Annotated in this window: 22 protein-coding genes and 2 pseudogenes; 16 read left to right on the top strand and 8 right to left on the bottom strand. The window is 62.7% G+C overall.

The genetic code is table 11. The features are described from left to right. The first annotated feature begins 32 nt into the window (after positions 1–32). Positions 33–239 carry a DUF2970 domain-containing protein gene (locus AC57B1_RS02330; protein WP_496416446.1) on the top strand — a complete coding sequence of 69 codons (207 nt, stop codon included), beginning with the start codon at positions 33–35 and terminating at the stop codon, positions 237–239. A gap of 131 nt (positions 240–370) precedes the next feature. Next, on the top strand, positions 371–1,228 hold the full coding sequence (locus tag AC57B1_RS02325; RefSeq protein ID WP_091796856.1) for a cytochrome c oxidase subunit 3: 858 nt from the start codon (positions 371–373) through the stop codon (positions 1,226–1,228). Between the two features lie 163 nt (positions 1,229–1,391). On the opposite strand, the gene AC57B1_RS02320 is transcribed toward AC57B1_RS02325, so the two are convergent. Then, the gene (locus AC57B1_RS02320) at positions 1,392–1,601 is read right to left on the bottom strand and encodes a twin transmembrane helix small protein (RefSeq protein ID WP_007179452.1); all 210 of its coding nucleotides are present in this window, start codon (positions 1,599–1,601) and stop codon (positions 1,392–1,394) included. Between the two features lie 111 nt (positions 1,602–1,712). Here AC57B1_RS02320 and AC57B1_RS02315 point away from each other — a divergent pair, with 111 nt between their 5' ends. The 5 genes from AC57B1_RS02315 to AC57B1_RS02295 all read left to right on the top strand — a co-directional run bounded on the left by AC57B1_RS02315 (position 1,713) and on the right by AC57B1_RS02295 (position 5,827). After that, positions 1,713–2,429, top strand: coding sequence for an SURF1 family protein (locus AC57B1_RS02315; RefSeq protein ID WP_408184542.1), 717 nt, complete (start codon positions 1,713–1,715; stop codon positions 2,427–2,429). Positions 2,430–2,498: 69 nt separating this feature from the next. Next, entirely contained in the window at positions 2,499–3,161 is a 663-nt protein-coding gene (locus tag AC57B1_RS02310; RefSeq protein ID WP_091796854.1) for an SCO family protein, read from the top strand. 22 nt (positions 3,162–3,183) lie between these two features. After that, entirely contained in the window at positions 3,184–4,293 is a 1,110-nt protein-coding gene (locus tag AC57B1_RS02305; RefSeq protein ID WP_408479445.1) for a COX15/CtaA family protein, read from the top strand. Between the two features lie 6 nt (positions 4,294–4,299). After that, positions 4,300–5,205, top strand: coding sequence for a heme o synthase (gene cyoE, locus AC57B1_RS02300; RefSeq protein ID WP_091796852.1), 906 nt, complete (start codon positions 4,300–4,302; stop codon positions 5,203–5,205). A 4-nt stretch (positions 5,206–5,209) separates the two neighbouring features. Next, positions 5,210–5,827 carry an SCO family protein gene (locus tag AC57B1_RS02295; RefSeq protein WP_496416445.1) on the top strand — a complete coding sequence of 206 codons (618 nt, stop codon included), beginning with the start codon at positions 5,210–5,212 and terminating at the stop codon, positions 5,825–5,827. Positions 5,828–5,896: 69 nt separating this feature from the next. On the opposite strand, the gene AC57B1_RS02290 is transcribed toward AC57B1_RS02295, so the two are convergent. Further along, entirely contained in the window at positions 5,897–6,187 is a 291-nt protein-coding gene (locus tag AC57B1_RS02290) for a YciI family protein (protein ID WP_091796850.1), read from the bottom strand. A gap of 253 nt (positions 6,188–6,440) precedes the next feature. On the opposite strand from AC57B1_RS02290, the gene AC57B1_RS02285 reads away from it, so the two are divergent. Together AC57B1_RS02285 and AC57B1_RS02280 are read left to right on the top strand one after the other, a co-directional pair. After that, entirely contained in the window at positions 6,441–8,264 is a 1,824-nt protein-coding gene (locus AC57B1_RS02285; protein WP_496416444.1) for a methyl-accepting chemotaxis protein, read from the top strand. A 253-nt stretch (positions 8,265–8,517) separates the two neighbouring features. Beyond that, entirely contained in the window at positions 8,518–9,330 is an 813-nt protein-coding gene (locus AC57B1_RS02280; RefSeq protein ID WP_091796848.1) for a MetQ/NlpA family ABC transporter substrate-binding protein, read from the top strand. Positions 9,331–9,342: 12 nt separating this feature from the next. Here the strand turns inward: AC57B1_RS02280 and AC57B1_RS02275 are convergent, their stop codons facing one another. Beyond that, the gene (locus AC57B1_RS02275) at positions 9,343–10,269 is read right to left on the bottom strand and encodes a bifunctional helix-turn-helix transcriptional regulator/GNAT family N-acetyltransferase (RefSeq protein ID WP_091796847.1); all 927 of its coding nucleotides are present in this window, start codon (positions 10,267–10,269) and stop codon (positions 9,343–9,345) included. A gap of 373 nt (positions 10,270–10,642) precedes the next feature. On the opposite strand from AC57B1_RS02275, the gene AC57B1_RS02270 reads away from it, so the two are divergent. From AC57B1_RS02270 to AC57B1_RS02250, 5 genes are all read left to right on the top strand, one after another. After that, positions 10,643–11,377, top strand: coding sequence for a GntR family transcriptional regulator (locus AC57B1_RS02270; protein ID WP_091796846.1), 735 nt, complete (start codon positions 10,643–10,645; stop codon positions 11,375–11,377). Positions 11,378–11,479: 102 nt separating this feature from the next. Then, positions 11,480–12,583, top strand: a complete 1,104-nt coding sequence (nagA, locus tag AC57B1_RS02265; protein ID WP_408184549.1) for an N-acetylglucosamine-6-phosphate deacetylase — start codon at positions 11,480–11,482, stop codon at positions 12,581–12,583. Further along, entirely contained in the window at positions 12,576–13,583 is a 1,008-nt protein-coding gene (locus AC57B1_RS02260) for an SIS domain-containing protein (RefSeq protein WP_496416771.1), read from the top strand. Before nagA ends, AC57B1_RS02260 begins: the two co-directional genes overlap by 8 nt. A gap of 38 nt (positions 13,584–13,621) precedes the next feature. Further along, the gene (gene ptsP / locus AC57B1_RS02255) at positions 13,622–16,186 is read left to right on the top strand and encodes a phosphoenolpyruvate--protein phosphotransferase (RefSeq protein WP_496416443.1); all 2,565 of its coding nucleotides are present in this window, start codon (positions 13,622–13,624) and stop codon (positions 16,184–16,186) included. 124 nt (positions 16,187–16,310) lie between these two features. Beyond that, positions 16,311–16,481: a hypothetical protein gene (locus AC57B1_RS02250; protein WP_496416779.1), complete on the top strand. Its 171-nt coding sequence runs from the start codon at positions 16,311–16,313 to the stop codon at positions 16,479–16,481. Between the two features lie 421 nt (positions 16,482–16,902). Here AC57B1_RS02250 and AC57B1_RS02245 read toward each other — a convergent pair whose 3' ends face one another. From AC57B1_RS02245 to AC57B1_RS02225, 5 genes and pseudogenes are all read right to left on the bottom strand, one after another. Then, positions 16,903–17,922, bottom strand: coding sequence for an IS110 family RNA-guided transposase (locus AC57B1_RS02245; protein WP_496416442.1), 1,020 nt, complete (start codon positions 17,920–17,922; stop codon positions 16,903–16,905). Between the two features lie 163 nt (positions 17,923–18,085). Further along, a complete protein-coding gene (locus AC57B1_RS02240) occupies positions 18,086–18,427 on the bottom strand; it encodes a hypothetical protein (RefSeq protein ID WP_496416441.1) in 342 nt (113 codons plus the stop codon). A gap of 146 nt (positions 18,428–18,573) precedes the next feature. Then, positions 18,574–19,389: pseudogene (gene istB, locus AC57B1_RS02235) on the bottom strand (IS21-like element helper ATPase IstB). Beyond that, positions 19,386–20,174 (bottom strand): annotated as a pseudogene (locus AC57B1_RS02230) (Mu transposase domain-containing protein); the annotation flags it as partial. The pseudogenes AC57B1_RS02230 and istB, both read right to left, overlap by 4 nt. 103 nt (positions 20,175–20,277) lie before the next feature. After that, complete coding sequence (locus AC57B1_RS02225; RefSeq protein WP_496416440.1) at positions 20,278–20,706, bottom strand: tyrosine-type recombinase/integrase; 429 nt, start codon at positions 20,704–20,706, stop codon at positions 20,278–20,280. Between AC57B1_RS02225 and AC57B1_RS02220 the strand changes: the two genes are divergently transcribed. Next, positions 20,616–21,698 (top strand): IS630 family transposase, encoded by a 1,083-nt coding sequence (locus tag AC57B1_RS02220; RefSeq protein ID WP_496416439.1) that lies wholly within the window; start codon positions 20,616–20,618, stop codon positions 21,696–21,698. The two genes, AC57B1_RS02225 and AC57B1_RS02220, sit on opposite strands and share 91 nt — an antisense overlap. A gap of 12 nt (positions 21,699–21,710) precedes the next feature. Beyond that, positions 21,711–22,010 (top strand): hypothetical protein, encoded by a 300-nt coding sequence (locus AC57B1_RS02215; protein WP_496416438.1) that lies wholly within the window; start codon positions 21,711–21,713, stop codon positions 22,008–22,010.

Raw genomic sequence — 22,010 nt, 5'->3', positions numbered from 1 at the left:
CTCGTGCCGCAGACGAAGGAAGACGAAACAAGATGAGCGATAACGGCAGCCCGCGCAAGAGCAGCTTTGGTCAGTCGATGCGTGCGGTCTTCTGGTCGTTTTTCGGTGTGCGCAAGCGCCGCGATCTGGAGGCGGACGCCACGCAGCTGAACCCGCTGCACGTGATCGCGGCAGCATTGATCTGCGCGGCCATTTTTATCGTGGCGTTGATTCTGATCGTGCGTGCCGTGGTAGGTTGACGCAGCGGGCGCACACGTAGCACCGGGCGAAGCAGCGCCCAACAATTAGAGCGAAGCGGTGCGGTATCGACGCGCCGCCGAAGATACAGCCGGAGATTCCGGAACAACTGGACTGAAGTGGAGAATCAAGAATGAGCGGTCAAAACGAGAGCCCGTACTATTTCGTACCGCATCCGTCGCGGCATCCGATCAGCGCCGCCGCCGGGTTGCTGGTCATGCTCGGATCGCTTGCGGCCTGGATCAACGAACATGACTGGGCGCCGATCGGCGTCGTCGCCGGTTTGTTGTGGCTGCTCTTTACGCTGTGGCACTGGTTCGGCGACGCAATCGCCGAGTCGGAAGGCGGCATGTATGGCAAGAATGTCGACAAGTCGTACCGCTGGAGCATGAGCTGGTTCATCTTCTCCGAAGTCATGTTCTTCGGCGCGTTCTTCGGCGCATTGTTCTACGCGCGCGAAATCGCGTTGCATCAATTGGGCAGCCTCGACTACAAGCTGATCTGGCCGGACTTCTCGGCGGTGTGGCCGAACAACGGCCCGGCAGCGCTGGTCTCGACCTTCAAGTCGATGCAACCGTGGCCGGTGCCGACCATCAACACGGCGCTGCTGCTTTCCTCGGGCGCGACGCTGACCGTCTCGCACCACGCGCTGCGTGAAAATCATCGCAAGAAGGCGATCGTCTGGCTGGCTGCAACGCTCGTGCTCGGCGTCTGCTTCCTGTTCCTGCAAGGTTTCGAGTACTTCCACGCGTACAACGAACTGAACCTGACGCTGTCGTCGGGCGTGTACGGTTCGACATTCTTCCTGTTGACGGGCTTCCACGGCTTCCACGTGTTCCTCGGCGGCACGATGCTGGCAGTCGTGCTGGTGCGTATGATCCGCGGTCACTTCACGGCGGACCATCACTTCGCGTTCGAAGGCGCGGCCTGGTATTGGCACTTTGTGGACGTCGTGTGGCTCGGGCTGTACGTCGTCGTGTACTGGCTGTAACGCAGTCTGGCCTGCGCCGACCGGCAATCCGGAATGGGCAGGCCGTTCGCGCAACGTCCTTCGGGACGCGGCGCACGAGCAGTATGCAAGGCTTATGCAGCGCCGCCCTCGACCCTGTCAGGGCGGCGTTTTGTTTGGCGGCGTGGGAATCTTTGCGCCGGGCTCAGCGCCCGTAAGGAATGCCGGTCGATTGAATCCAGCCCATCCAGTGAGCGAACAGGATGAACAGGAATAGCGAGATCGACAGGCCCACCCGCGTGGCGAGCGACCAGACCATCCGCTTGGTTTTGCCCTTGTCATGCATCATGAAGTACAGCGCCGACACCATGCTGGCGATGATCAGGACGAAGGCGATGGGAACGAGAATGTGCATGGAACCAGCTGAAATCAGGAAGCGCAGGGGCAAGGCATTTATTATCGCACCGCGCGCCGGCGTTTGCCGCACGTTCCCCGTCGCGCCGCGAGTGGTGGTGGAGCGTACCCGATGAAGATCCGCCTCGTTCCTGCGCTGTTGATTCTGTTGGTGATCGTGGTGACGGTACGATTGGGTTTCTGGCAACGTGACCGCGCGCATCAGAAAGAAGCGCTCGAAGCGCACATCACGCAGTTCGAGAACGCGCCCGCCCAACCGGTGAGCGCCGCGCCGGTCGCATTGAAGGACATCGAGTTTCATCGCGTGAAGGCACGCGGCAGTTTCGTCGCGGATAAAGTCGTCTACCTCGATAATCGTCCGTATAACGACCAGCCGGGCTTTTACGTCGTGATGCCTTTTAAACTGGCCGACGGCGGCTACGTGCTGGTCAATCGCGGCTGGCTGCCGCGCAACATGAACAATCGCGAGACCATCGCGCCGTATACGACGCCGCAAGGTGAAATCGAGATCGAAGGCATTGCGCGGGCTGACGCGTCGCGCGCATACGAGTTGGGGCAGGGTGGTTCGGCCGAGCATCAACTGATCCGCCAGAATCTGGATACCGCCGCGTACGCCGCGGAAACCGGTTTGCCGCTGCAGTCGTTCGTGATCCAGCAGTTGAGCGACGACGGCGACAAGCTGGTGCGCGATTGGCCCGCGCCCACCAACGGTGTCGAGCGCAACTATGGCTATATGTTCCAGTGGTGGGGCATGGCGGCCGCGGCGCTCGTCTTTGGCCTTTACGCCGCGCGCCGTGCGGCGAAGAAAGAGCACGCGCCGGGCGTGTAACGCAGCACATGCGGCGTCGTGGCCCGAGCAGGGCCGTGGCGCCGCGTAATCATTGAAAGAGGTCCTGTAGTGTCGACGCAATCTCCCCGTTCGCCGCAAGCCGGCAAACCCGCAGCGCCCAAGCCCATGCCTGGCCAACCCAATGGCAAAGGCTCGTGGGAGCGCGGCCGCTGGATTCTGCTGCTGCTGGCGATCATCTGCGCGGCACCGATCGCCGTGTCGTATTTCACGTACTACGTGATCAAGCCGACCGGCGGCAGCACGAGTTACGGCACGCTGGTCGAACCGCAACGCCCGATTCCCGATTCGCTCGTGGTGACGGGCGAAGATGGCAAGCCCATCAAGTTCGCAACGCTGCGCGGCCGCTGGCTGCTGATCTCGGTCGACAACAGCGCGTGCGACAAAGCCTGCGCCACCAAGCTCTACTTCATGCGACAAATCCGCGCAGCTCAGGGCCCGGAACGCGAACGCGTCGTGGAAGTCTGGTTGCGTACCGATGCAGGCAACGTCGCAGACGTGATACAAAAGGCCTACCCCGACACCAACATGATGATCGCCGATCCGGCACAGGTGTCCGCGTGGCTGCCCACTGAGAACGGCACGCAAATCACCGACCACATTTACATGGTCGATCCGAACGGCAATCTGATGATGCGTTTCCCGAAAGATCCGAACCCCAGCAAGATCAAGGGCGACGTGACCAAGCTGCTCAAATGGTCGAGCATCGGCTGATGCCGCAACATAGGTAAGAGAGATGTTCGTACTGCAACTGGCCCTGATCGGCTTGTGTATCGCGTTGTTGCCGCTGTCCTACGTGTGGGTCAAGGCAGACGACAACAAATTCCGCAAGCTGGTCTGGCTCACTACCTTCCTCACGCTCGATCTGGTGATGTTCGGCGGCTTCACGCGGCTCACCGATTCCGGGCTCGGCTGTCCGGACTGGCCGGGCTGCTACGGCACGTCGTCGCCGTTCATCGCGCATGCGGCGATCACGGCCGCGCATCAGGCTATGCCCACCGGACCGGTCAGCATGACGAAGGCATGGATCGAAATGATCCACCGCTACTTTGCGATGGCGATCGGCGTGCTGATCATCGCGCAGACAGTTATCGCGTGGACGGCGCGCGTCAAACGGCGTGCGCTGCATGTGTCGCCATGGTGGCCGACCTCGCTGTTGCTGCTGATTCTGGTGCAAGGCGCGTTCGGCGCGTGGACGGTGACGATGAAGCTGCAGCCGATCATCGTAACGACGCACTTGCTGCTCGGCCTCGCGCTGCTGGGCACGCTCGGCTGGCTGGCCGCGCGGCAGACGCCGTTGCCCGCGTTCGAACCCGAAGCCGCGCGCTGGCGTGCGGCCGCGCTCGCGGGCCTCGTGCTGCTGATCGCGCAAATCGCGCTGGGCGGCTGGGTCAGCACGAACTACGCGGTGCTTGCCTGCACGGATTTCCCGACCTGCAACGGCCAATGGGTTCCGCCCATGGACTTCGCGCACGGCTTCCACCTGTGGCGTGCGCTCGGCATGACCGGCGACGGCGACATGATCACCCAGGACGCGCTGGTGGCGATTCACTGGACGCATCGCACATTCGCGATCGTCGTGGTTGCTTATCTGGTCTGGCTGGCGTTGAAACTACGCCGCTTCGAGTCGCTGCGGCGGCCGGCGAACGGCGTGCTGCTGGTGGTGCTGATCCAGTTCATCACGGGGCTGTCGAACATCGTTCTGCAATGGCCGTTGCCCATTGCGGTGGCGCATAACGGTGGGGCCGCAATCCTGCTGCTTCTGCTCGTTATGTTAAACTTTCGGATCGCTTATAGCCGTCCCGGCCGCGCCGTGTTTCCTGCGCGCGATGCCGCGCCAGCGTGACTCCACATGGACAGCACAACACTTTCCCAAACGCCCGGTAGCCGGGTCTCCCAGTACATCGCCCTGACGAAGCCGCGCGTCACGCAACTCGCCGTGTTCTGCGCCGTCATCGGCATGTTCCTGTCGACGCCCGGCATGGTGCCCTGGACTCCGCTGATCGGCGGCACCGTCGGCATCTGGTTGCTGGCCGGCGCGGCGTTCGCCATCAATTGCCTCGTCGAACAGAAAATCGACGCGAAAATGCGCCGCACTTCATGGCGGCCGTCCGCGCGCGGTGAAATCACCACCGCGCAGATTCTGCTGTTTTCGGCCGTGCTCGGCGGCCTCGGCATGTGGACGCTCTATACGTTCGCCAATCCGCTCACCATGTGGCTCACGCTGGCCACGTTCGTCGGCTACGCGGTCATCTATACGCTGCTGCTCAAGCCTGCCACGCCGCAGAACATCGTGATCGGCGGCGCCTCGGGCGCCATGCCGCCTGCGCTCGGCTGGGCCGCGGTCACCGGCCACGTGCCGGGCGATGCCTGGATTCTGGTGCTGATCATCTTCGTGTGGACGCCGCCGCATTTCTGGGCGCTCGCACTGTATCGCCGCAAAGACTACGAAAACGCCGGCCTGCCGATGCTGCCGAACACGCACGGCGAGAAGTACACGCGCCTGCATATTCTGCTGTACACGGTGATCCTGTTCGCGGTCACGTTGATGCCCTTCGTCTCCGGCATGAGCGGTGTGGTGTACCTCGTGGCGGCCGTGTTGCTGGGTGCCGTGTTCCTCGCCTATGCGTGGAAGATCTACCGCGAGTACTCGGACGACCTCGCGCGCAAAACCTTCCGCTATTCGATCGTCTATCTGTCGCTGCTGTTCGCCGCGCTGCTGATCGACCACTATGCGCGCGTCGTGATCGGCGCGTAAAACCATGCTCAATAACCGCTTCGCGCGTACGGCGCGTGCCGCTGTGATAGCTTGCGCGCTCGGCGGCGCCTTGCTGGTGGCGGGCTGCGGCAAGCAGCCGCCGGCATTCCAGAATCTCGACATCACCGGCAATACGCAGTTCGGGAGCAACTTCTCGCTGCCCGACACGTCTGGTCATTTGCGCACCATGGCGGACTACAAGGGCAAGGTCGTGGTGCTGTTCTTCGGCTACACGCATTGTCCGGACGTTTGTCCGACCACGATGGCCGAATTGTCGCAAGCGTTGCAGCAACTCGGCCCGGAAGACGCAAAGCGCGTGCAGGTGCTGTTCGTTACCGTGGACCCCGATCGCGATACGCCGGCTCTGCTCGCGCAATACGTGCCGGCATTCAATCCGACGTTCGTCGGTTTGCGCCCGGCCGATCAGGCGCAACTCACCAAAATCACGAAAGACTTTCGCGTCTACTACGCGAAGGTGCCGGGCAAGACGCCTGACAGCTACACGATGGATCACACGGCAGCGAGCTATGTGTTCGATACGGACGGCAAGCTGCGCCTGTTCGCGCGTGACGGCCAGGGCGCAACGCCGTGGGTGCACGATATCAAGCTGCTGCTCGACTGACGCACCGATCCATGGCGGGCGCACGCCACATCGCGCCCGTTTTCAACAACGCCCCTCGCTTTACTCCTCTCAGGTCGGAATCGGCAGATTCAACCCCGGCGCAAGCCGCGTCGTCTTGAACTCCGTCACCTCGTAACGCGCCAGCTTCTGCTGCGCGAACGGGTCGCTGGCGAGAATCTCATCGAGCTTATCGCGCTCGATGCGCACCGCCAGAATGATGCCGCCGTCGCGCGGCACTTTCGGTCCGGCGGCGACGAACACACCTGCTTCAAACTGCCGCGCCAGAAATGCGCGATGCGCTTCCAATGCGTCGTCGATGCGTTCGAGCGATGCGGTGTAGATGAGGTCGATAACGTACATGGTGTCTTCTCGAGCAAGGGAATGCGCCGCCAGAACGCGACCGCAGCTTCGGATTATCGTTCAGAGCACGATTCGTTGCGCGCGATCAACCTGCGTGCAGACCGCCGGACCCTGCCGGCGCTCTCCTTACAGAGTCTCTCAAGTTGTCGGTAAATCATGCCGTTATCTCGCTAGCAATCGTTTGCGCGCGACGCGAAACCGTGTGCTTGCGACTGCGAACGAAACACGAATCACACGAAGAGAGACCACAACAATGAGCAGGATGAGTTTGAATCGCAAACTATGGCTGTCGCTCGCGCTCGTCTGGCTGGGACTGCTGGGTGTCGGGCTGTGGAGCGCGGTCGAAACGCGCAGCACGATGCTGGCCGAGCGCAAGGCCGGCATGGTGAATCTGGTCGATGCCGCGCAAGGCGTCGTGAACGGCTATTACGCGCTGTCGCAGAGCGGCAAGATGAGTGCGGCCGATGCGCAGCGCGAAGCGCTAGCCCGTCTTGCGACCATGCGCTACGGCGAGTCCGGCTATCTGTTCGTGATGGATTCGAAGCCGGTGGTGCTGATGCATCCCACGCTGCCGCAAATGACCGGCAAGGCGGTCGGCGACTTCAAGGATCCGGACGGCAAGCTCCTGTACGTGGCGATCGTCGACGCGGCCAAGGCAAGCGGCCGCGGCTTCGCGCAGTATCGCGGGCGCCTGCCGCACACTGAAACCGCCGTGCCGAAACTCAGTTATGTGGTGCGCTTCGCGCCTTGGGACTGGAACATCACGAGCGGCGTGTTCATCAAGGACATCGATACGGCGTACTACGAAACGCTGCTTGGCCACCTCGTCGTCGTACTGGTGATCGGCGCGATCATCTCGCTTGCGATGGTGCTGATCATCCGCAACGTGCGCGCGAGTCTCGGCGGCGAGCCGGACCAGGCGGCGCGGCTCGCGGCAAGTATCGCGCAAGGCGATCTGACCCAAGTGGTCGACGTACGTCCGCGCGACAAGACCAGCATGATGGCGGCCATGCATGAAATGCAGAACCGTTTGCAGCGGACCATCGGCGAGATTCGTCGCTCGGCGGAATCTATCGCGTCGGCTACGCAGCAGATCGCCGCAGGCAACGGTGATCTGTCGCAGCGCACTGAGCAGCAGGCCGCGTCGCTGCAGGAAACGGCGGCGAGCATGGAAGAACTCACCGCGACGGTCAAGCAGAACGCCGACAACGCGCGGCAGGCGAGCGGACTCGCGCATAATGCGTCCGAAATCGCGATGCGCGGCAACGTCGTGGTGAGCCGCGTGATCGGCACGATGGGCGAGATCAACGACAGCTCGCGGCAGATCGCGGACATCATCGGCGTGATCGAAGGCATTGCATTCCAGACCAACATTCTGGCGTTGAACGCCGCCGTGGAAGCTGCGCGCGCCGGTGAGCAGGGGCGCGGTTTCGCGGTCGTTGCCGGCGAGGTGCGCAGCCTCGCGCAGCGCTCGGGAACGGCGGCCAAGGAGATCAAGCAGTTGATCAGCGCATCGGTCGAACGCGTACACAACGGCTCGACGCTCGTGCAGCAGGCCGGCACGACGATGGGCGAGATTCTGCAAGCCGTGCAACGCGTCACCGACATCATGGGCGAGATCGCGGCGGCATCCGAAGAGCAGAGCAGCGGTATTTCCCAGGTCGGCCGCGCCGTCACGCAGATGGACGAAGTGACGCAGCAGAACGCGGCACTGGTCGAGCAGGCTGCGGCTGCGGCGGCTTCGTTGCAGGATCAGGCGGGGCGTTTGCGCGACACGGTGAGCGCGTTTCGCGTGAGCGACACGGACGGTGGTTCGCAGAGTTCGGCTGCGCTCGCGGCGCGCAGAGTGACGGCTACGACGCACTCGGCGGCTGCTCGCGAAGTTAGCGCGGCTGCGCAGTCCGCGCCGGCATCGTCGCGCGCCGAACCGAAGCTGCCGACGCCAGTGAAAGCGGCTGCGGCGCCGGCTCCGGCACCAGCCGCCGCCGTTGCAAGCGCAAAGCCGGTTGGCAAGCCGCGCGCAGCGGCCGAAGCAGCCAAGGCCACGCCGCGCGATGATGAATGGACCACCTTCTGATTTCCATGTACGGCCGACCGTTTGCCGCTTTCACTCGCTGGCGGTTCAACGCCGTTCGGCGCGCATAACCATATGCGATCGTGGTATTTCCCATCTCGCCGGGCATATGAGACCATTTGAGGTCCAGTTGGCGGCGCATTGCCAGAAGCAATCTTTGCCGCCGGCTTCCACCCGAATCTGACATCGATCAGAACTCGATAGGTCGTCGATGAAATCGTCGGCCAGGTCATTGATTAGAAACAGCGAGAATCACATGCAGCGCAGAAACATCCTCAAAGCCCTCTCGGCAGTCATCGCCGGTGCGGCGATCGTTACCAGCTTCGGCGCGCACGCCGACGACAAAGTGATCAAGGTCGGCACGATCGGCGGCCCGGATGCGCAAATCTGGGAAGTCGTCACGAAAGTGGCGAAGCGCGAAGGCCTCAACGTGAAGGTCGTCGAATTCAACGACTACGTGCAGCCGAACGCCGCACTCGACGCAGGCGATCTCGACGCGAACAGCTTCCAGCATCAGCCGTACCTCGATAGCCAGATCAAGCAGCGCGGCTACAAGATCGTCAGCGCCGGTCTCACTTACATCTCGCCGCTCGGCATCTACTCGAAGAAGCTGAAGTCGCTGAAGGACCTGCCGCAAGGCGCGAAGGTCGCGGTGCCGAACGATCCGTCGAACGAAAATCGCGCGCTGCTGTTGCTGCAAACGCAAGGCGTGATCAAGCTGAAGGCCGGTGCGGGCGCGAACGGCAATAACGCGACGGCGCTCGACGTTGCCGAGAATCCGAAGAAGATCAAGCTGGTCGAACTCGATGCCGCGCAACTGCCGCGCTCGCTGTCGGACGTCGATGCCGCCGCGATCAACACGAACTTCGCGCTGGCCGCCGGCCTGCAACCGACCAAAGATGCGATCGCGCTCGAAGACGTGCATAGCCCGTACGCGAACCTGATTGCCGTGCGCACGCAGGACAAGGACAAGCCGTGGGTGAAGAAGCTGGTTGCCGCGTATCAGTCGGAAGACGTGCGCCAGTTCATCAAGACGCAGTTCAAGGGTTCGGTGGTGCCGTCGTTTTAAGAGCGACGCGTTCTACAGTTCCAGTTCCCATCGCTCGATCGTCAGATCCTTGCCAAAGCGGCACTCAGCCGCCGCGCTGGCAAGCCTGAAACCGGCGCGCTCGCACAGGCGCCGCGGTTGTTCCAGCGAGGTGGCCGTTGTTAGCGTGAGCTTCGTGTAGCCCGCGCGCCGCGCGAAACGCACGCATTCGCTCAGCAATTGGGTGCCGACGCCGAGGCGCTGCACGTCGGGCTCGACCCATAAGAGCCGCACGCCCGCCACCGTCGTCGACACCCCGACGACACAGACCGAGCCGACCACGACCCCTTCCTGATCGGCGACCCAGCACATCTCCCGCACCGGATCGTTGCGTTGCGTGTAGTCGGCGACGACCCGCGCGAGCAATCCTTCGAACGACTGATTCCAGCCGTATTGCGCGGCAAACCACTGCGCCTGCCGATGCACGAGCCAGCCGCATTCACCTGGGCGCGGCGGGCGAAGCATCACGAGTTCATGCTTCGGCTCCTTACCGAGCAGCCGTTCGATGATCTTCATCGCGGCGATCAACTGCTCCTGGGAGAGCGCCGGGAGGCCGGCTAGCAATACAGACACTTCTTCGATCGCCGCGGTATCGAGCGGCGCGTAGGCGGCGTGGCCGCTGTCGGTGAGGGCGATCAGCGACTGGCGCGCGTCCGTTTCAGACGGGCGGCGCGTGATCAGATTGCGCCGTTCGAAACTGGTCAACAGGCGGCTGAGATACCCGCTGTCGAGACCGAGCGCACGCCCGAGCACCGAGGCCGTTTGCGCACGTCCGCGGTAGAGTTCGTGCAACACACGCACCTCGGTCAGAGAGAACGCGCTCTTTGCCAGGTGCTCGTGGAGTGCGCCAATGTGCTGGGTGTAGAAGCGGTTGAAATGGCGGACGGCCTGAGCGCGCCGCAGCGCCTCGGAATCGGTCAAATGCTGCTCCCCGGGGGAATGTTATGGCTTGCTTCCCAGCACTATATTGGAACGCCTCTCTTTTGCAAAAGCCATACCGGTAAAGGGTTGATTGAACTGGTATTAAAAAGGTATCGATCAGGGTCCTATTTCTTACGCGGAAAAGACCGTGCTCCGGCCACCCAGCCGCCTTCTCACGCTCGGATACGGGTAAGTCCTGGGCTCCAGAAACCGCGTTCCAACTGCTCCTTAGATCCCTTCCGGCCTTATCCGGCAAGGCTTTGCGCCTCGTCATGCCAGTATAGAACCAGTCGATTGACTGGTATTATGTTGGTTATATAATGGGCTCTCATTTTTCGTAGGCCTACCTTTCCGCGTCGGCCGCCGGAGTCCCATGGAAACTCGCTGGTCCGCACTGATGCCTGACGCCCGCAACGTCACGCCGCTCTATTTGCAACTTGCGCGCAATCTCGCGACGGCGATTCATTGCGGCGTGTGGTCAGCGGGTGAGGCGCTGCCCTCGGAGCGCACGCTCTCGGACGCGATCGGCGTGTCGCGCATTACGGCGCGCAAGGCGATCGAGTTGCTGGTCGAGCAAGGCTTGATCCGGCGCGCTCGTGGCGCGGGCAGTTTCATCACGCCGCGCGTCGAAGATCCGCTCTCGCGTCTCACCGGTTTTACGAAGAAGATGCAGCAGCGCGGCTTCCGGCCAGATTCGGTGTGGCTCGAGCGCGATATGCGCGCCGCCAACCGCGAAGAGCTGGTGCATCTCGGACTCTCGCCAGGCGCGGCGGTGGCGAGTCTGCGGCGCTTGCGGCGCGCGGACGGCATTGTCATGGCGGTCGAGCATTCCGCGCTGCCGGCCGCCATCGTGCCCGACCCGCAAGCCGTCGGCGACTCGCTTTACAGCTATCTGGAACATCGTGGCGCGGCCGTGGTGCGCGCCTTGCAGCACTTTCGCGCGGTCAACGCGTCGAGCGAGATCGCCGCGTTGATGGATATCGAACCGCGCTCGGCGCTGCTGGTCATTACCCGTATCGGCTATAGCGCCGATCAGCGCGCGATCGAGCTGACCGACACCTATTGCCGCGATGATTACTACGACTTTGTCGCTGAATTGCGCACCTGAGCGGCTCGACTGAGCCACGCGCGAAGTCCGCGAGTTCAGGAGCACGGCCGCCGTCAGGCCTCATTCAGTCACGCCCCGTATCACGCCTTACCAGAGAGACTCATGCTGACCGGAAACATACTCACCACCGATGGGTGGATTCACGGCACGCTCGAATTCGAAAACGGCCGCATCACGGCGCTCACCGGCGAACGTGTCGACCCGTCGACCAACGACGCGCCCTACATCCTGCCTGGCTTCATCGATCTGCACGTGCATGGCGGCGGCGGCGCCGACGTGATGGAAGGCGACAACGCGATCGAAACCATCACCCGCACGCATGCGCGTTATGGCACGACGAGCCTGCTCGCCACCACCATGACCGCGCCGCGCGATGAACTGATGAGCGTCGTCGCGGGTCTGGGCAACAACGCGCGGATTCGCACGCCCGGCGGCGCGCGCGTGCTCGGCGTGCATCTGGAAGGGCCGTACATCAATCCCGGCAAGCTCGGCGCGCAACCGGACGCAGCGGTCTCGGCGGTGATGGACGAAGTGCTGAAGTATCTGTCCATCGCACCGATTCGCGTGGTCACGCTGGCGCCGGAAATTGCCGGCCACATGGAGATCATCTCCGAGATGGCGGCGCGCGGCGTGCGTGTGCAGTTGGGCCATTCGCTCGGCACCTACGACGACGCCGTCGCCGCGCTCAAGCACGGCGCCTGCGGCTTCACGCACCTGTTCAACGCGATGTCACCGCTGCACCATCGCAATCCCGGCCTCGTCGGCGCGGCGCTCGCGCACGCCGAGTTCGCCGAAATCATTCCCGATCTGCTGCACGTCCATCCTGGTGCGATCCGCGCGGCATTGCGCGCGATTCCGCGTCTCTATGTGGTGACGGACAGCACCTCGGCCACCGGCATGCCTGACGGCGAATATCGCCTCGGCAGCCAGCATGTGACGAAGTGCCTCGGCGGCGTGCGTCTCGCCGACGGCACGCTCGCCGGCAGCACCCTGACCATGGATCAGGCGCTGCGCAATCTCGTGTCGATCGGCTTGCCGATCGCCGATGTATCGAACCGTTTGTCGCGCTACGCCGCCGACTACCTGGGCATCGAGGACCGCGGCCGCATCGCGCGCGGTGCGTGGGCCGACGTGGTCGTGTTCGATCGTGAACTGGCGTTGAGCGCGACTTACGTCGAAGGAGAAGCAATTGTCGAATATGCTTAAAGAGGCGCTGGCGTCCGCTGAAACGGTCGCTGCGCAACTCACGGATACCTCGCGCGTCGAGGCCCTCGCGGTAAAGCTTGCACAGCAGCCGCGCCATGTCGCGCTGACGGTCGCGCGCGGCAGCTCGGACCATGCGGCGAGTTACTTCGCATGCCTGACGATGAGCCGACTCGGCGTGCCGGTTGCCTCGCTGCCGATGTCGGTCGCGACGCTCCAGCAAGCGCCGCTGCAGGTGCGCGATCAGCTCGCGCTGGCGTTCTCGCAATCGGGCAAGAGCCCGGATCTGGTCGGCACGATGGAAGCATTGCGCCAGGCAGGCGCGTTGACGGTCGCTGCCGTGAACGTGTCGGGCTCACCGTTGGCCGATGCGTGCGAATTCGAGTTGCGGCTCGAAGCCGGTCCGGAACTGAGCGTTGCGGCCACCAAGAGCTACATCGCGATGCTGTCGATTTCCGCGCAACTCGTCGCGCATTGGCAGAAAGACGCCGAACTGCTCGCGGCGTTGAAGACACTCCCCGAAGCCCTGCGAGCCGCGGGCAAGCTCGACTGGTCGAATGCCGTGGAGGAATTGCACGGCGTGGAGCGCATGATCGTGATCGGCCGCGGTCTGGGTCTGGCCATCGCGCAGGAAGCCGCGCTGAAACTGAAGGAAACCTCCGGCATTCAGGCCGAAGCGTTTTCGAGCGCGGAAGTGCGTCACGGTCCGATGGAACTGATCGACCGCGACTACCCGCTGCTGGTCTTCGCACCGCGCGGTCCGGAACAGGCGGGCTTGCTGCAACTCGCTCGCGACATGAAGGCGCGCGGCGCCCGTGTGCTGCTCGCGGCGCCGGCCGACGTGCCGGAAGCCACGCTGCCTCTCGCTACCACCGCTCATGCGGCGCTCGATCCGATCGCCGCGATCCTGTCCTTTTACGTGATGGCCGCCGGCCTTGCCGCCGCGCGCGGGCGCAATCCCGATGCGCCGCGCCATCTCAACAAAGTCACCGAAACTCACTGACGAGAAATCAGATGCGACGTGTCGAGGAGTCCCGCTTGATGAGCCATTCTGAAGGCCATATTGTTTTGCTCGCGCCGATGACCGGTCCGGTCGTGCCGCTCGCGAACGTGCCCGACCCTGTGTTTTCGGGCGGTATGTTCGGCGACGGTATCGGTATTGATCCGCTCGAGGGCCGACTCGTCGCGCCGTGCGACGGCACGGTGACGCATCTCGCGCGCACGGGTCACGCAGTGACGCTTGCCACTGCCGAAGGTGTCGAGATTTTGCTGCATATCGGTATCGATACGGTCGCGCTGAACGGCAAGGGCTTTGCGCCGATGGTCGCGCAAGGCGCTCACGTGCGCGCCGGCGACGTGCTGATCGAGTTCGATCAGGATCAGGTCGCGCTCAAAGCGCCGAGCCTCGTGTCGGTGGTGGCGATTGCCAATTCCGACGCGTTCGAGATCGTCGAGCGCGTGCAAGGCGGCCTGCTGAAAGCCGGTGAAACGCCGCTGCTGGTGCTCCGCGCGCGCAGTGGCGCGGCGGCCGAGGCGTCACGCCAGGCTGGTGTGACGAACGTGGCGGAAGAAGCCCGTCAGCAAGTCACGCTGGTCCACGCAGGCGGTCTGCATGCACGTCCGGCGGCGCGGGCCCGTGAAGCGGCGCGCGGTTTCGACGCACGCGTCGAAGTGCGTTACGAAGGGCGCAAGGCGGCGATCGAAAGCGTGGTGGGTTTGCTCGGACTCGGCGCGGGTGAGGGCGCGACCGTCGAGTTGCTCGGCGTCGGCCCGCAAGCGAGGGCCGCGATCGAAGCCATTGCTCACGAACTGACGCGCGAAGCGCATGGCGAAGTCGAAGAAAAACCGGCACGCCAAAGTTCGCCGGCGCCGCAAGCCGTGGCGCGTCCGGCGGGCGAAGCGCTCGCTCCGAATACGCTCGCCGGCGTGTGCGCCGCACCGGGCATCGCGGTCGGCAAACTGGTGCGCTGGGACGACGCGGACATCGATCCGCCGGAGAAGGCGACCGGCACGTCCGCCGCGGAGAGCCGCCTGCTCGACAAGGCGATTGCCACCGTCGATGCGGACCTCGGCACGACCGTGCGTGACGCATCGCAGCGCGGCGCGGTCGGCGAAGCGGGCATTTTCGCGGTACACCGCGTGCTGCTCGAAGATCCCACGCTGCTCGACGCGGCGCGCGATCTGATCAGCCTCGGCAAGAGCGCCGGCTTTGCATGGCGCGAAGCGATCCGTGCGCAGATCGCGATCCTTTCGAAAATCGAAGACGCGTTGCTCGCGGAACGCGCTGCTGACCTGCGCGACATCGAGAAGCGCGTGCTGCGCGCGCTCGGTTATACGAACGCCGCGGCGCGCACGTTGCCGGAAGAAGCCGTGCTCGCGGCGGAAGAGTTCACGCCCTCCGATCTCTCGACGCTGGATCGCTCGCGCGTTACCGCGCTGGTGATGGCGCGCGGCGGCGCGACTTCGCACGCGGCGATTCTGGCGCGTCAGGCGGGCATTCCCGCACTGGTGGCAGTCGGCGACGCGTTGCATGCGATTCCCGAAGGCACGCAAGTGGTGGTGAACGCCACGACCGGCCGCCTCGAATTCGCGCCGACCGGGCTCGACGTTGAACGCGCACGTCTGGAACGCACCCGTCTCGCCGGTGTGCGCGAAGCCAATCGCCGTACCTCGCAGCAAGCCGCCGTCACGTCCGATGGCCGCGCGATCGAAGTGGCCGCGAACATCGCCACGCTCGACGACGCGAAGACCGCCGTCGAAAACGGCGCCGATTCCGTCGGCCTGTTGCGCACCGAACTGCTGTTCATTCACCGCGCCGCTGCGCCGACCACGGACGAACATCGTCAGAGCTACCAGGCAATCGTCGACGCGTTGAGCGGTCGCACCGCGATCATCCGCACGCTGGATGTCGGCGCGGATAAGGAAGTCGACTATCTGACGCTGCCGCCCGAGCCGAATCCCGCGCTCGGCTTGCGCGGCATCCGCCTCGCGCAAGTGCGCCCGGACCTGCTCGACGACCAGTTGCGTGGTCTGCTCGCGGTGCAGCCTCTCGGCGCCGTGCGCATCCTGCTGCCGATGGTGACCGACGTCGGCGAATTGATCCGGATCCGCAAACGCATCGACGAATTCGCTCGCGAATCGGGCCGCACGGAGCCAATCGAAGTCGGTGTGATGATCGAAGTGCCGTCGGCGGCGCTGCTTGCCGATCAACTCGCGCAACACGCGGATTTCCTCTCGATCGGCACCAACGATCTGACGCAATACACGCTCGCCATGGATCGTTGCCAGGCCGACCTCGCCGCCCAGGCGGACGGCTTGCATCCGGCTGTGCTGCGGTTGATCGCAGCCACCGTGCAAGGTGCCGACAAGCACGGCAAATGGGTCGGTGTGTGCGGCGCGCTGGCGGGCGATCCGCTCGCCATGCCGCTGCTTATCGGCCTTGGCGTGACCGAGCTTTCGGTGGACCCGGTGTCGGTGCCGGGCATCAAGGCGCGCGTGCGTAACCTCGATTATCAGCTGTGCCGTCAACGCGCCCAGGATGCACTGGCGCTCGAATCGGCGCAGGCGGTAAGAGCAGCAAGTCGCGAAACCTGGCCTTTGGACTGAACCCCACACGGTCCGCAGCCGGCTTCGCTCAATTATTAACCCGAGCTACAAGACTCAACGACGACGTTCGATAACGACGTTCGACAACGACGTTCAACAAAGAGACAAAGGATTGGAGGTATCAATGGATGGGAATCCGTTTCTGAAAATTCAGCGGCTGGGACGCGCGCTGATGCTACCGATCGCGGTGCTGCCGGTTGCCGGCCTGCTGCTGCGACTCGGCCAGCCCGATGTGTTCAACATCAAGATGATTTATATGAACGCCCCCTTATGCGCCAGTTTTCGCGTGCTTTGATTTAACAGGATAGGCTGCAGCTTTATATACGGCCTTCTTGCAGCCTCATCCGCTGCGGGCCCCGATGAAATCCGCTAACTCGCCCCTCATTTGTCGCATGAGCTCCAAGCTCGAATCATCTTTCAGGTTTAGCGAGTTCCGGTCCGACCTGTCTTGTCATCACACTCGTTGCCAACGCAACCTTTGACGTCACCCTGCAAAGTTTAAATGTTCTGTTTCTGCTCTGACCATCAGGCCAGCCTGGTACTCACGTGCNTGAAATCCGCTAACTCGCCCCTCATTTGTCGCATGAGCTCCAAGCTCGAATCATCTTTCAGGTTTAGCGAGTTCCGGTCCGACCTGTCTTGTCATCACACTCGTTGCCAACGCAACCTTTGACGTCACCCTGCAAAGTTTAAATGTTCTGTTTCTGCTCTGACCATCAGGCCAGCCTGGTACTCACGTGCTCCTTCTGATACGGCTTGCCATGTGCAAGGATTGCCCAGATCGTCCGAGCCATCTTGTTCGCCAGTGCCACGGTGATCACGTTCGGCGGTCTTCGTTTTTTCATCTGCTCGACCCACGGACCTGGCTCCTTCGCGTGGAAGAGCACACTGCGTGCACCGTGGATCAGCAAGGTACGTACATACGTGTCGCCACGCTTGGAGATGCCCAACAACTGAATCTTTCCGCCCGTGCCCGTTTGTCCGGGAACGAGACCGAGCCAGGCCGCGAACTCGCGTCCGGATTTGAACGCTTTCGGATCGCCCATAGTCGAAACCACTGCGGTCGCAGTGAGCAAACCCACCCCGGGTATCGCCGCGATCGCATGACACGCTTTGTCTTCTTTCATCCACGTCTGCAAGCGTCGTTCGATGTCGGCGATCTGCTTATCGAGGCGCTCGAGGTCATTCCACATCTCACGCAACGACTCGATCAGCATCGCCGGCAGACGCTCGGCAAGTCTCGCAAGTACCGCGGGAATCGCTTTGTCGAGCGCTGCCCGGCTCTTGCTCATCACTTCGCCGTATTCAGTGAGCAGCCCGCGCAGACCGTTCATCTGTGCGGTCCGGAACTTGACTTTCTGTTGCCGCATCCGGTGCAGCGCTAACACTGCCTGCTGCGCCTCGGTCTTCACCGCGACCGCTTTACTTGGCATCTGGGCAGCCATCCAGATCGCGCGTGCATCTGCCGGATCATTCTTATTGCCAATCACGAAGGCTTTGACGAACTTCGCCGGCATCAGTTTTACCTGGTGACCCATCTCAATTAACCGCCGTGCCCAATGCTGAGCTCCGCCGCACGCCTCCATCCCTATCAGGCAAGGAGCCCGGTTCGCGAAGTGCTCAAGAAACAGCGCCCGTTTGAGCTGCCGGCTGACGATCTCCCCCGTGTCAGCATCTACCCAGTGAAGCTGGAACACCGTCTTCGCGATGTCGACCCCGACCGTCGTATACTTCATCTCGGACCCTCCGGTTAGCCTGTGAAGACCTTCATGATCTTCCAATTTGGGCACTTTTGATGCCGGCGGCCCGTGAGGGTCCACTTTTTCAGCTCCTAACGTCCGATAGGTGGGGGCGTTCATTCCATCATCTTGGCCGGTCGGCCGAGGTGATTGTTACGGGTTAGGTGGTCATGGTTGTCGTTGCTCCTTCGTTATTGTCGTTGGGGAATTTTTCGTTTATTTGATCGCCGTCGTTACCGCGTAACGATGTGTCGATGAAGTACGCACGCCACTGCGCCGAATCGGGCTCAATGCCCGCGAGGATGCGCTCATCTTCCGCGACGACCAACTGCTCGATCAATGTCTGTTGCGTTACTGCGTAACGACGTGCCAGCCTGGCAAGTGCCAGGGAGGCGCCGGTCTCGATCCAGACGCTCAGGCGTCGCTCACCATTGCCGTCATGGCCTGAATGAGGGCGCCGCGCCCTGTATGCGGCTTGCCGTTGCGCAGCTGTTTTTGCCATTTTCTTCCCCTGTCAGATTTCGTTACGCAGTAACGGCATCGCGCATGCGTTACCGCGTAACGTCGCCGTGGATGGCGTCACGTCGCATGCCCACTCACCGACAACTATCTGGCCGGTCAACGGGGGAGTTGTCGCTGGCCAGGAGGTCATGTCGTTGTCGCTGCTCCTTCGTCATTGTCGTTGGGTAATTGACGCCGGCGAGCATTCTGTTTGTCGCTGGCTTTGCGGCGTCGATAGCTTTCAACATTCAGCTCGAAGATCGTCGAGTGATGCACGAGCCGGTCGATGGCGGCGACCGTCATGCCGGGATCCGGGAAGACGTCGTTCCAGCCGGAGAATGGCTGATTGGCCGTGATCAGAAGACTTCGCCGCTCATACCGCTCGGCGATCAGCTCGAACAGCACGCTGGTTTCCGCCTGATCCTTCCTCACGTACGACAGGTCATCGAGGAGGATGAGATCGAAGCGATCGAGTTTGGCGAGTGCCGAAGGCAATTGCAGCGCCTTGCATGCTGCCTGAAGCTTCTGCACCAGTTCGCTGGTACGCGTGGACAGGACCCGGTAGCCCGCATCAATCAGCGCATGCCCAATCGCGCTTCCAAGATGACTTTTGCCCGCACCAGGTGGCCCGAACAGGAGTATCGTGGCGCCTTACTCGAGCCATGAATCGCCGGTGGCCAGTGCCATCACGTGCGCCTTCGAGACCATCGGGACGACGCCGAAGTCGAAGGTCGCGAGCGTCTTGGTCGGATCCAGTTGCGATTCGGCGCGATGACGTTCCAGCCTGCGTTTTGCCCGTTCAGCCAGTTCATGCTCGAACAGCACGCCGAGTAATTGAGAGGCCTGCCAACCTTCCTTGTCCGAGCGTTGCGCGAAGTCTGACCACAGCCGGCCGATCGTGGGCAGACGCAATTCGTTGAGCATCAGTCCCATGCTGCCGGCGTCGTAAGCGGGAGTGTTCATGCCAGCACCTCCTCATCGAGCAGCGTGTCGTAAAGCGACGCGTCGGGCATCTCGACCACCACCACCGGGCACTCAGCCTCGCGTGGCGCGAACTCGTTGAACAGCTTCTCCAGATCGGGTAGGTTCCCGAGCGCGAGCAAGGTGTCGAGCCGTTCTGCCAGTTGAGCCTCCACGCCGTGGTTACCGGCCAGATCGAGCAGGCCCACCATGGTCTTGCAGGCGTTGCGCGGCGTCATATCCCGATCCAGTCGCTCCCAAGCCCGGCGGTACGCCTCGCGAGGAAACAGGTCGTCGCGAAACGCGAGTCCCCTGAAGGCCTGCGGCTTACGCTTGAGCGAGTCGATGAAGTGCCGGTAGTCGATCGCCCGTCCGCGGCCCTTGCTTGTGCTCGTGGTTCTCGCGGTGCTGTGCACGAGCGCGCCGGACAGATAGCAATCGAGCCGGTCGCCGTAGACGCGCACCTTTAGCCGGTGGCTGATCAGTCGCGACGGCGCGCTGTACAGGACGCCGCGCACGCTGAAGGTGCCGCAGCGGGTCACGCGCGCCTCTTCCTCGACGAAGTCAGTGGTGCGGTGCTCTGGCAGATCCAGGAGGTATTCCCGCTCGACCTGGAACGCCGCGGCATTGCGCCGGTTCCGGCGCATCACGACGCCGCGCACAAACTCGTCGTAGGCCGCCCGGTCGGCGAAGTCGCGATGGCCTCGTAATTCCAGCGCCTGATCGATCTGGTCCTTCAGGTAACGATGCGAGGATTCAACGCTGCCATTCTCATGATTATGGGCTCGAGCCCATAATCACGAGTATGGTGTGGTAAAAAAATGTGCTGGTCGATAACCAACGAGGCCAAGGCAGCGTCTTTGCGGAAATCGAACAGCACATATTATTCGGCTACAGGGTGCGGAGGAAGGCCATCAGGTCGGGCTGATCACGCCATTGTTTTTGTACTTCGGCATTGCCTTGCACTTCGCATGTCGCCAGCGCCCGCGCCTTTGTTTCCAGGTTGATCTCGGCATAGATGTTGGTCGTCTCCAACGACACGTGCCCAAGCCAGCCGCGTATCGTATTGATGTCGACACCGGCCTGCAGTAGTAGCGAAGCGGTTGTATGTCGAATCACATGTGGGTGCACATTCTTGCCGGCGAGTGACGGTGCGCTGGCTGCAGCACGACTAGTACAACATCCCCTAAATACTTTTATTAATTGATCGGATGGTTTATCCTGGCCGTATGAGTCGAGGACGCCATGCAACGCCAGTGAAGCTGGCCAGGAAGGAAAGACAGGAGCTGCAGTCGCTGATCCGGCGCACGACGGCTGCACAGCGCGATGTGACGCGGGCACGCATCGCGTTAATGGCTCACGAGGGCTACACGAGCGCGGCGATCTCGCAGGAACTGGGGGTGTCTGTGCAGACAGTCAGCCAGTGGCGCCAGCGCATCGCACGGCAAGGCGCGCGAGGTATCCGGGAGGGCGAGCGCAGTGGTCGTCCGCCGCGCATCACGCAGGAGACACGGCTGCAGTTGATCGCGCTGGCGTGTGAAGTGCAGGAAGCGGGAGGCCGGGTCACGCCGACGCTCGACGAGATTGTGACGCGTGCAGTCGAGCGTGGGATCGTCGAACAGATTAGCCGCAGCCATGTGCAACGCATTTTGCAGGCCGGCGACGTTCGCCCGCATCGGGTGCAACAGTGGCTGCACAGTCCGGATCCGGCCTTTCGCGAGAAGGTCAACGTGATTTGCGGGCTGTACCGCAAGGCGCCGAAGAATGCGGTCGTGCTGAGCATCGACGAGAAGACCGGCATTCAGGCCATAGAGCGCAAGCATCCTGGGCGCGCCCCCGCAGCGGGACGGTTGCGTCGCCGTGAATTTGAATATATCCGTCATGGCACACAGGCGCTGATAGCGGCACTGGATGTGCATTCCGGACAGGTGCTGGGCAGTTGCCGCGACCGGCGCACCCAGGAGGGCCTGGTGGCTTTCATGGACAGCGTGGCGGCCGCGTATCCGGGCAAACAGGTGCATGTGATCTGGGACAACCTGAACACGCATCGTGCACAGGCCGTGTGGCAGGCGTTCAACGCGCGGCATGGCGGGCGGTTTCACTTCCACTTCACGCCTTTGCACGCGAGCTGGGTGAACCAGATCGAACTGTGGTTTGGGCTCTATACGCGCCGTGTGCTGCGTCACGCCAGCCACACCAGCACGGTGCATCTGCGCGAGCGTACAGAGCAGTTCATCCGCGAGCGCAACCAGACGGCACGTCCCTTCAGATGGACTTTCCGGGGTTACCCGTTGCAAACTGGCGCTTCCTGAACCGGAGCGCTCATGCCTGCCTTATCCGCAAACCATCATGCAAGCGAACTGCAGCGTCAACTGCGCACCCTGCTGGGCCACGACCAGATCGTCACGCAGGCTTACGGGCGTCATCTGCTGATCAAACGCGTGGACGATCAGGATCCGACCGTTGTGGCACGCCTGAGTGAACTCAGCCGCAATCGTTATGGTGCGGCCTTTCGCAGCCATAGCGGGCGATGGGAACCTCTGCCAGGTTACGGCACGCTCGACGAAATGGCCCAGCTGGTCGTCACGCTCCTGCAGCCCTACTTGCAGCCAGACAATTATTAA

The organism is Paraburkholderia sp. BGA-UO-ETr-F21 (assembly GCF_059567925.1).
This window is presented reverse-complemented; position numbering and strand designations above follow the sequence as displayed.

Bases quoted from the DNA above. Each gene is read 5' to 3' on its own strand.
- AC57B1_RS02330 (WP_496416446.1), top strand. From the start codon at position 33: ATGAGCGATAACGGCAGCCCGCGCAAGAGCAGCTTTGGTCAGTCGATG.
- AC57B1_RS02325 (WP_091796856.1), top strand. From the start codon at position 371: ATGAGCGGTCAAAACGAGAGCCCGTACTATTTCGTACCGCATCCGTCG.
- AC57B1_RS02320 (WP_007179452.1), bottom strand. From the start codon at position 1,601: ATGCACATTCTCGTTCCCATCGCCTTCGTCCTGATCATCGCCAGCATG.
- AC57B1_RS02315 (WP_408184542.1), top strand. From the start codon at position 1,713: ATGAAGATCCGCCTCGTTCCTGCGCTGTTGATTCTGTTGGTGATCGTG.
- AC57B1_RS02305 (WP_408479445.1), top strand. From the start codon at position 3,184: ATGTTCGTACTGCAACTGGCCCTGATCGGCTTGTGTATCGCGTTGTTG.
- cyoE (WP_091796852.1), top strand. From the start codon at position 4,300: ATGGACAGCACAACACTTTCCCAAACGCCCGGTAGCCGGGTCTCCCAG.
- AC57B1_RS02295 (WP_496416445.1), top strand. From the start codon at position 5,210: ATGCTCAATAACCGCTTCGCGCGTACGGCGCGTGCCGCTGTGATAGCT.
- AC57B1_RS02290 (WP_091796850.1), bottom strand. From the start codon at position 6,187: ATGTACGTTATCGACCTCATCTACACCGCATCGCTCGAACGCATCGAC.
- AC57B1_RS02285 (WP_496416444.1), top strand. From the start codon at position 6,441: ATGAGCAGGATGAGTTTGAATCGCAAACTATGGCTGTCGCTCGCGCTC.
- AC57B1_RS02280 (WP_091796848.1), top strand. From the start codon at position 8,518: ATGCAGCGCAGAAACATCCTCAAAGCCCTCTCGGCAGTCATCGCCGGT.
- AC57B1_RS02270 (WP_091796846.1), top strand. From the start codon at position 10,643: ATGGAAACTCGCTGGTCCGCACTGATGCCTGACGCCCGCAACGTCACG.
- nagA (WP_408184549.1), top strand. From the start codon at position 11,480: ATGCTGACCGGAAACATACTCACCACCGATGGGTGGATTCACGGCACG.
- AC57B1_RS02260 (WP_496416771.1), top strand. From the start codon at position 12,576: ATGCTTAAAGAGGCGCTGGCGTCCGCTGAAACGGTCGCTGCGCAACTC.
- ptsP (WP_496416443.1), top strand. From the start codon at position 13,622: ATGAGCCATTCTGAAGGCCATATTGTTTTGCTCGCGCCGATGACCGGT.
- AC57B1_RS02250 (WP_496416779.1), top strand. From the start codon at position 16,311: ATGGATGGGAATCCGTTTCTGAAAATTCAGCGGCTGGGACGCGCGCTG.
- AC57B1_RS02245 (WP_496416442.1), bottom strand. From the start codon at position 17,922: ATGAAGTATACGACGGTCGGGGTCGACATCGCGAAGACGGTGTTCCAG.
- AC57B1_RS02240 (WP_496416441.1), bottom strand. From the start codon at position 18,427: ATGGCAAAAACAGCTGCGCAACGGCAAGCCGCATACAGGGCGCGGCGC.
- AC57B1_RS02220 (WP_496416439.1), top strand. From the start codon at position 20,616: ATGAGTCGAGGACGCCATGCAACGCCAGTGAAGCTGGCCAGGAAGGAA.
- AC57B1_RS02215 (WP_496416438.1), top strand. From the start codon at position 21,711: ATGCCTGCCTTATCCGCAAACCATCATGCAAGCGAACTGCAGCGTCAA.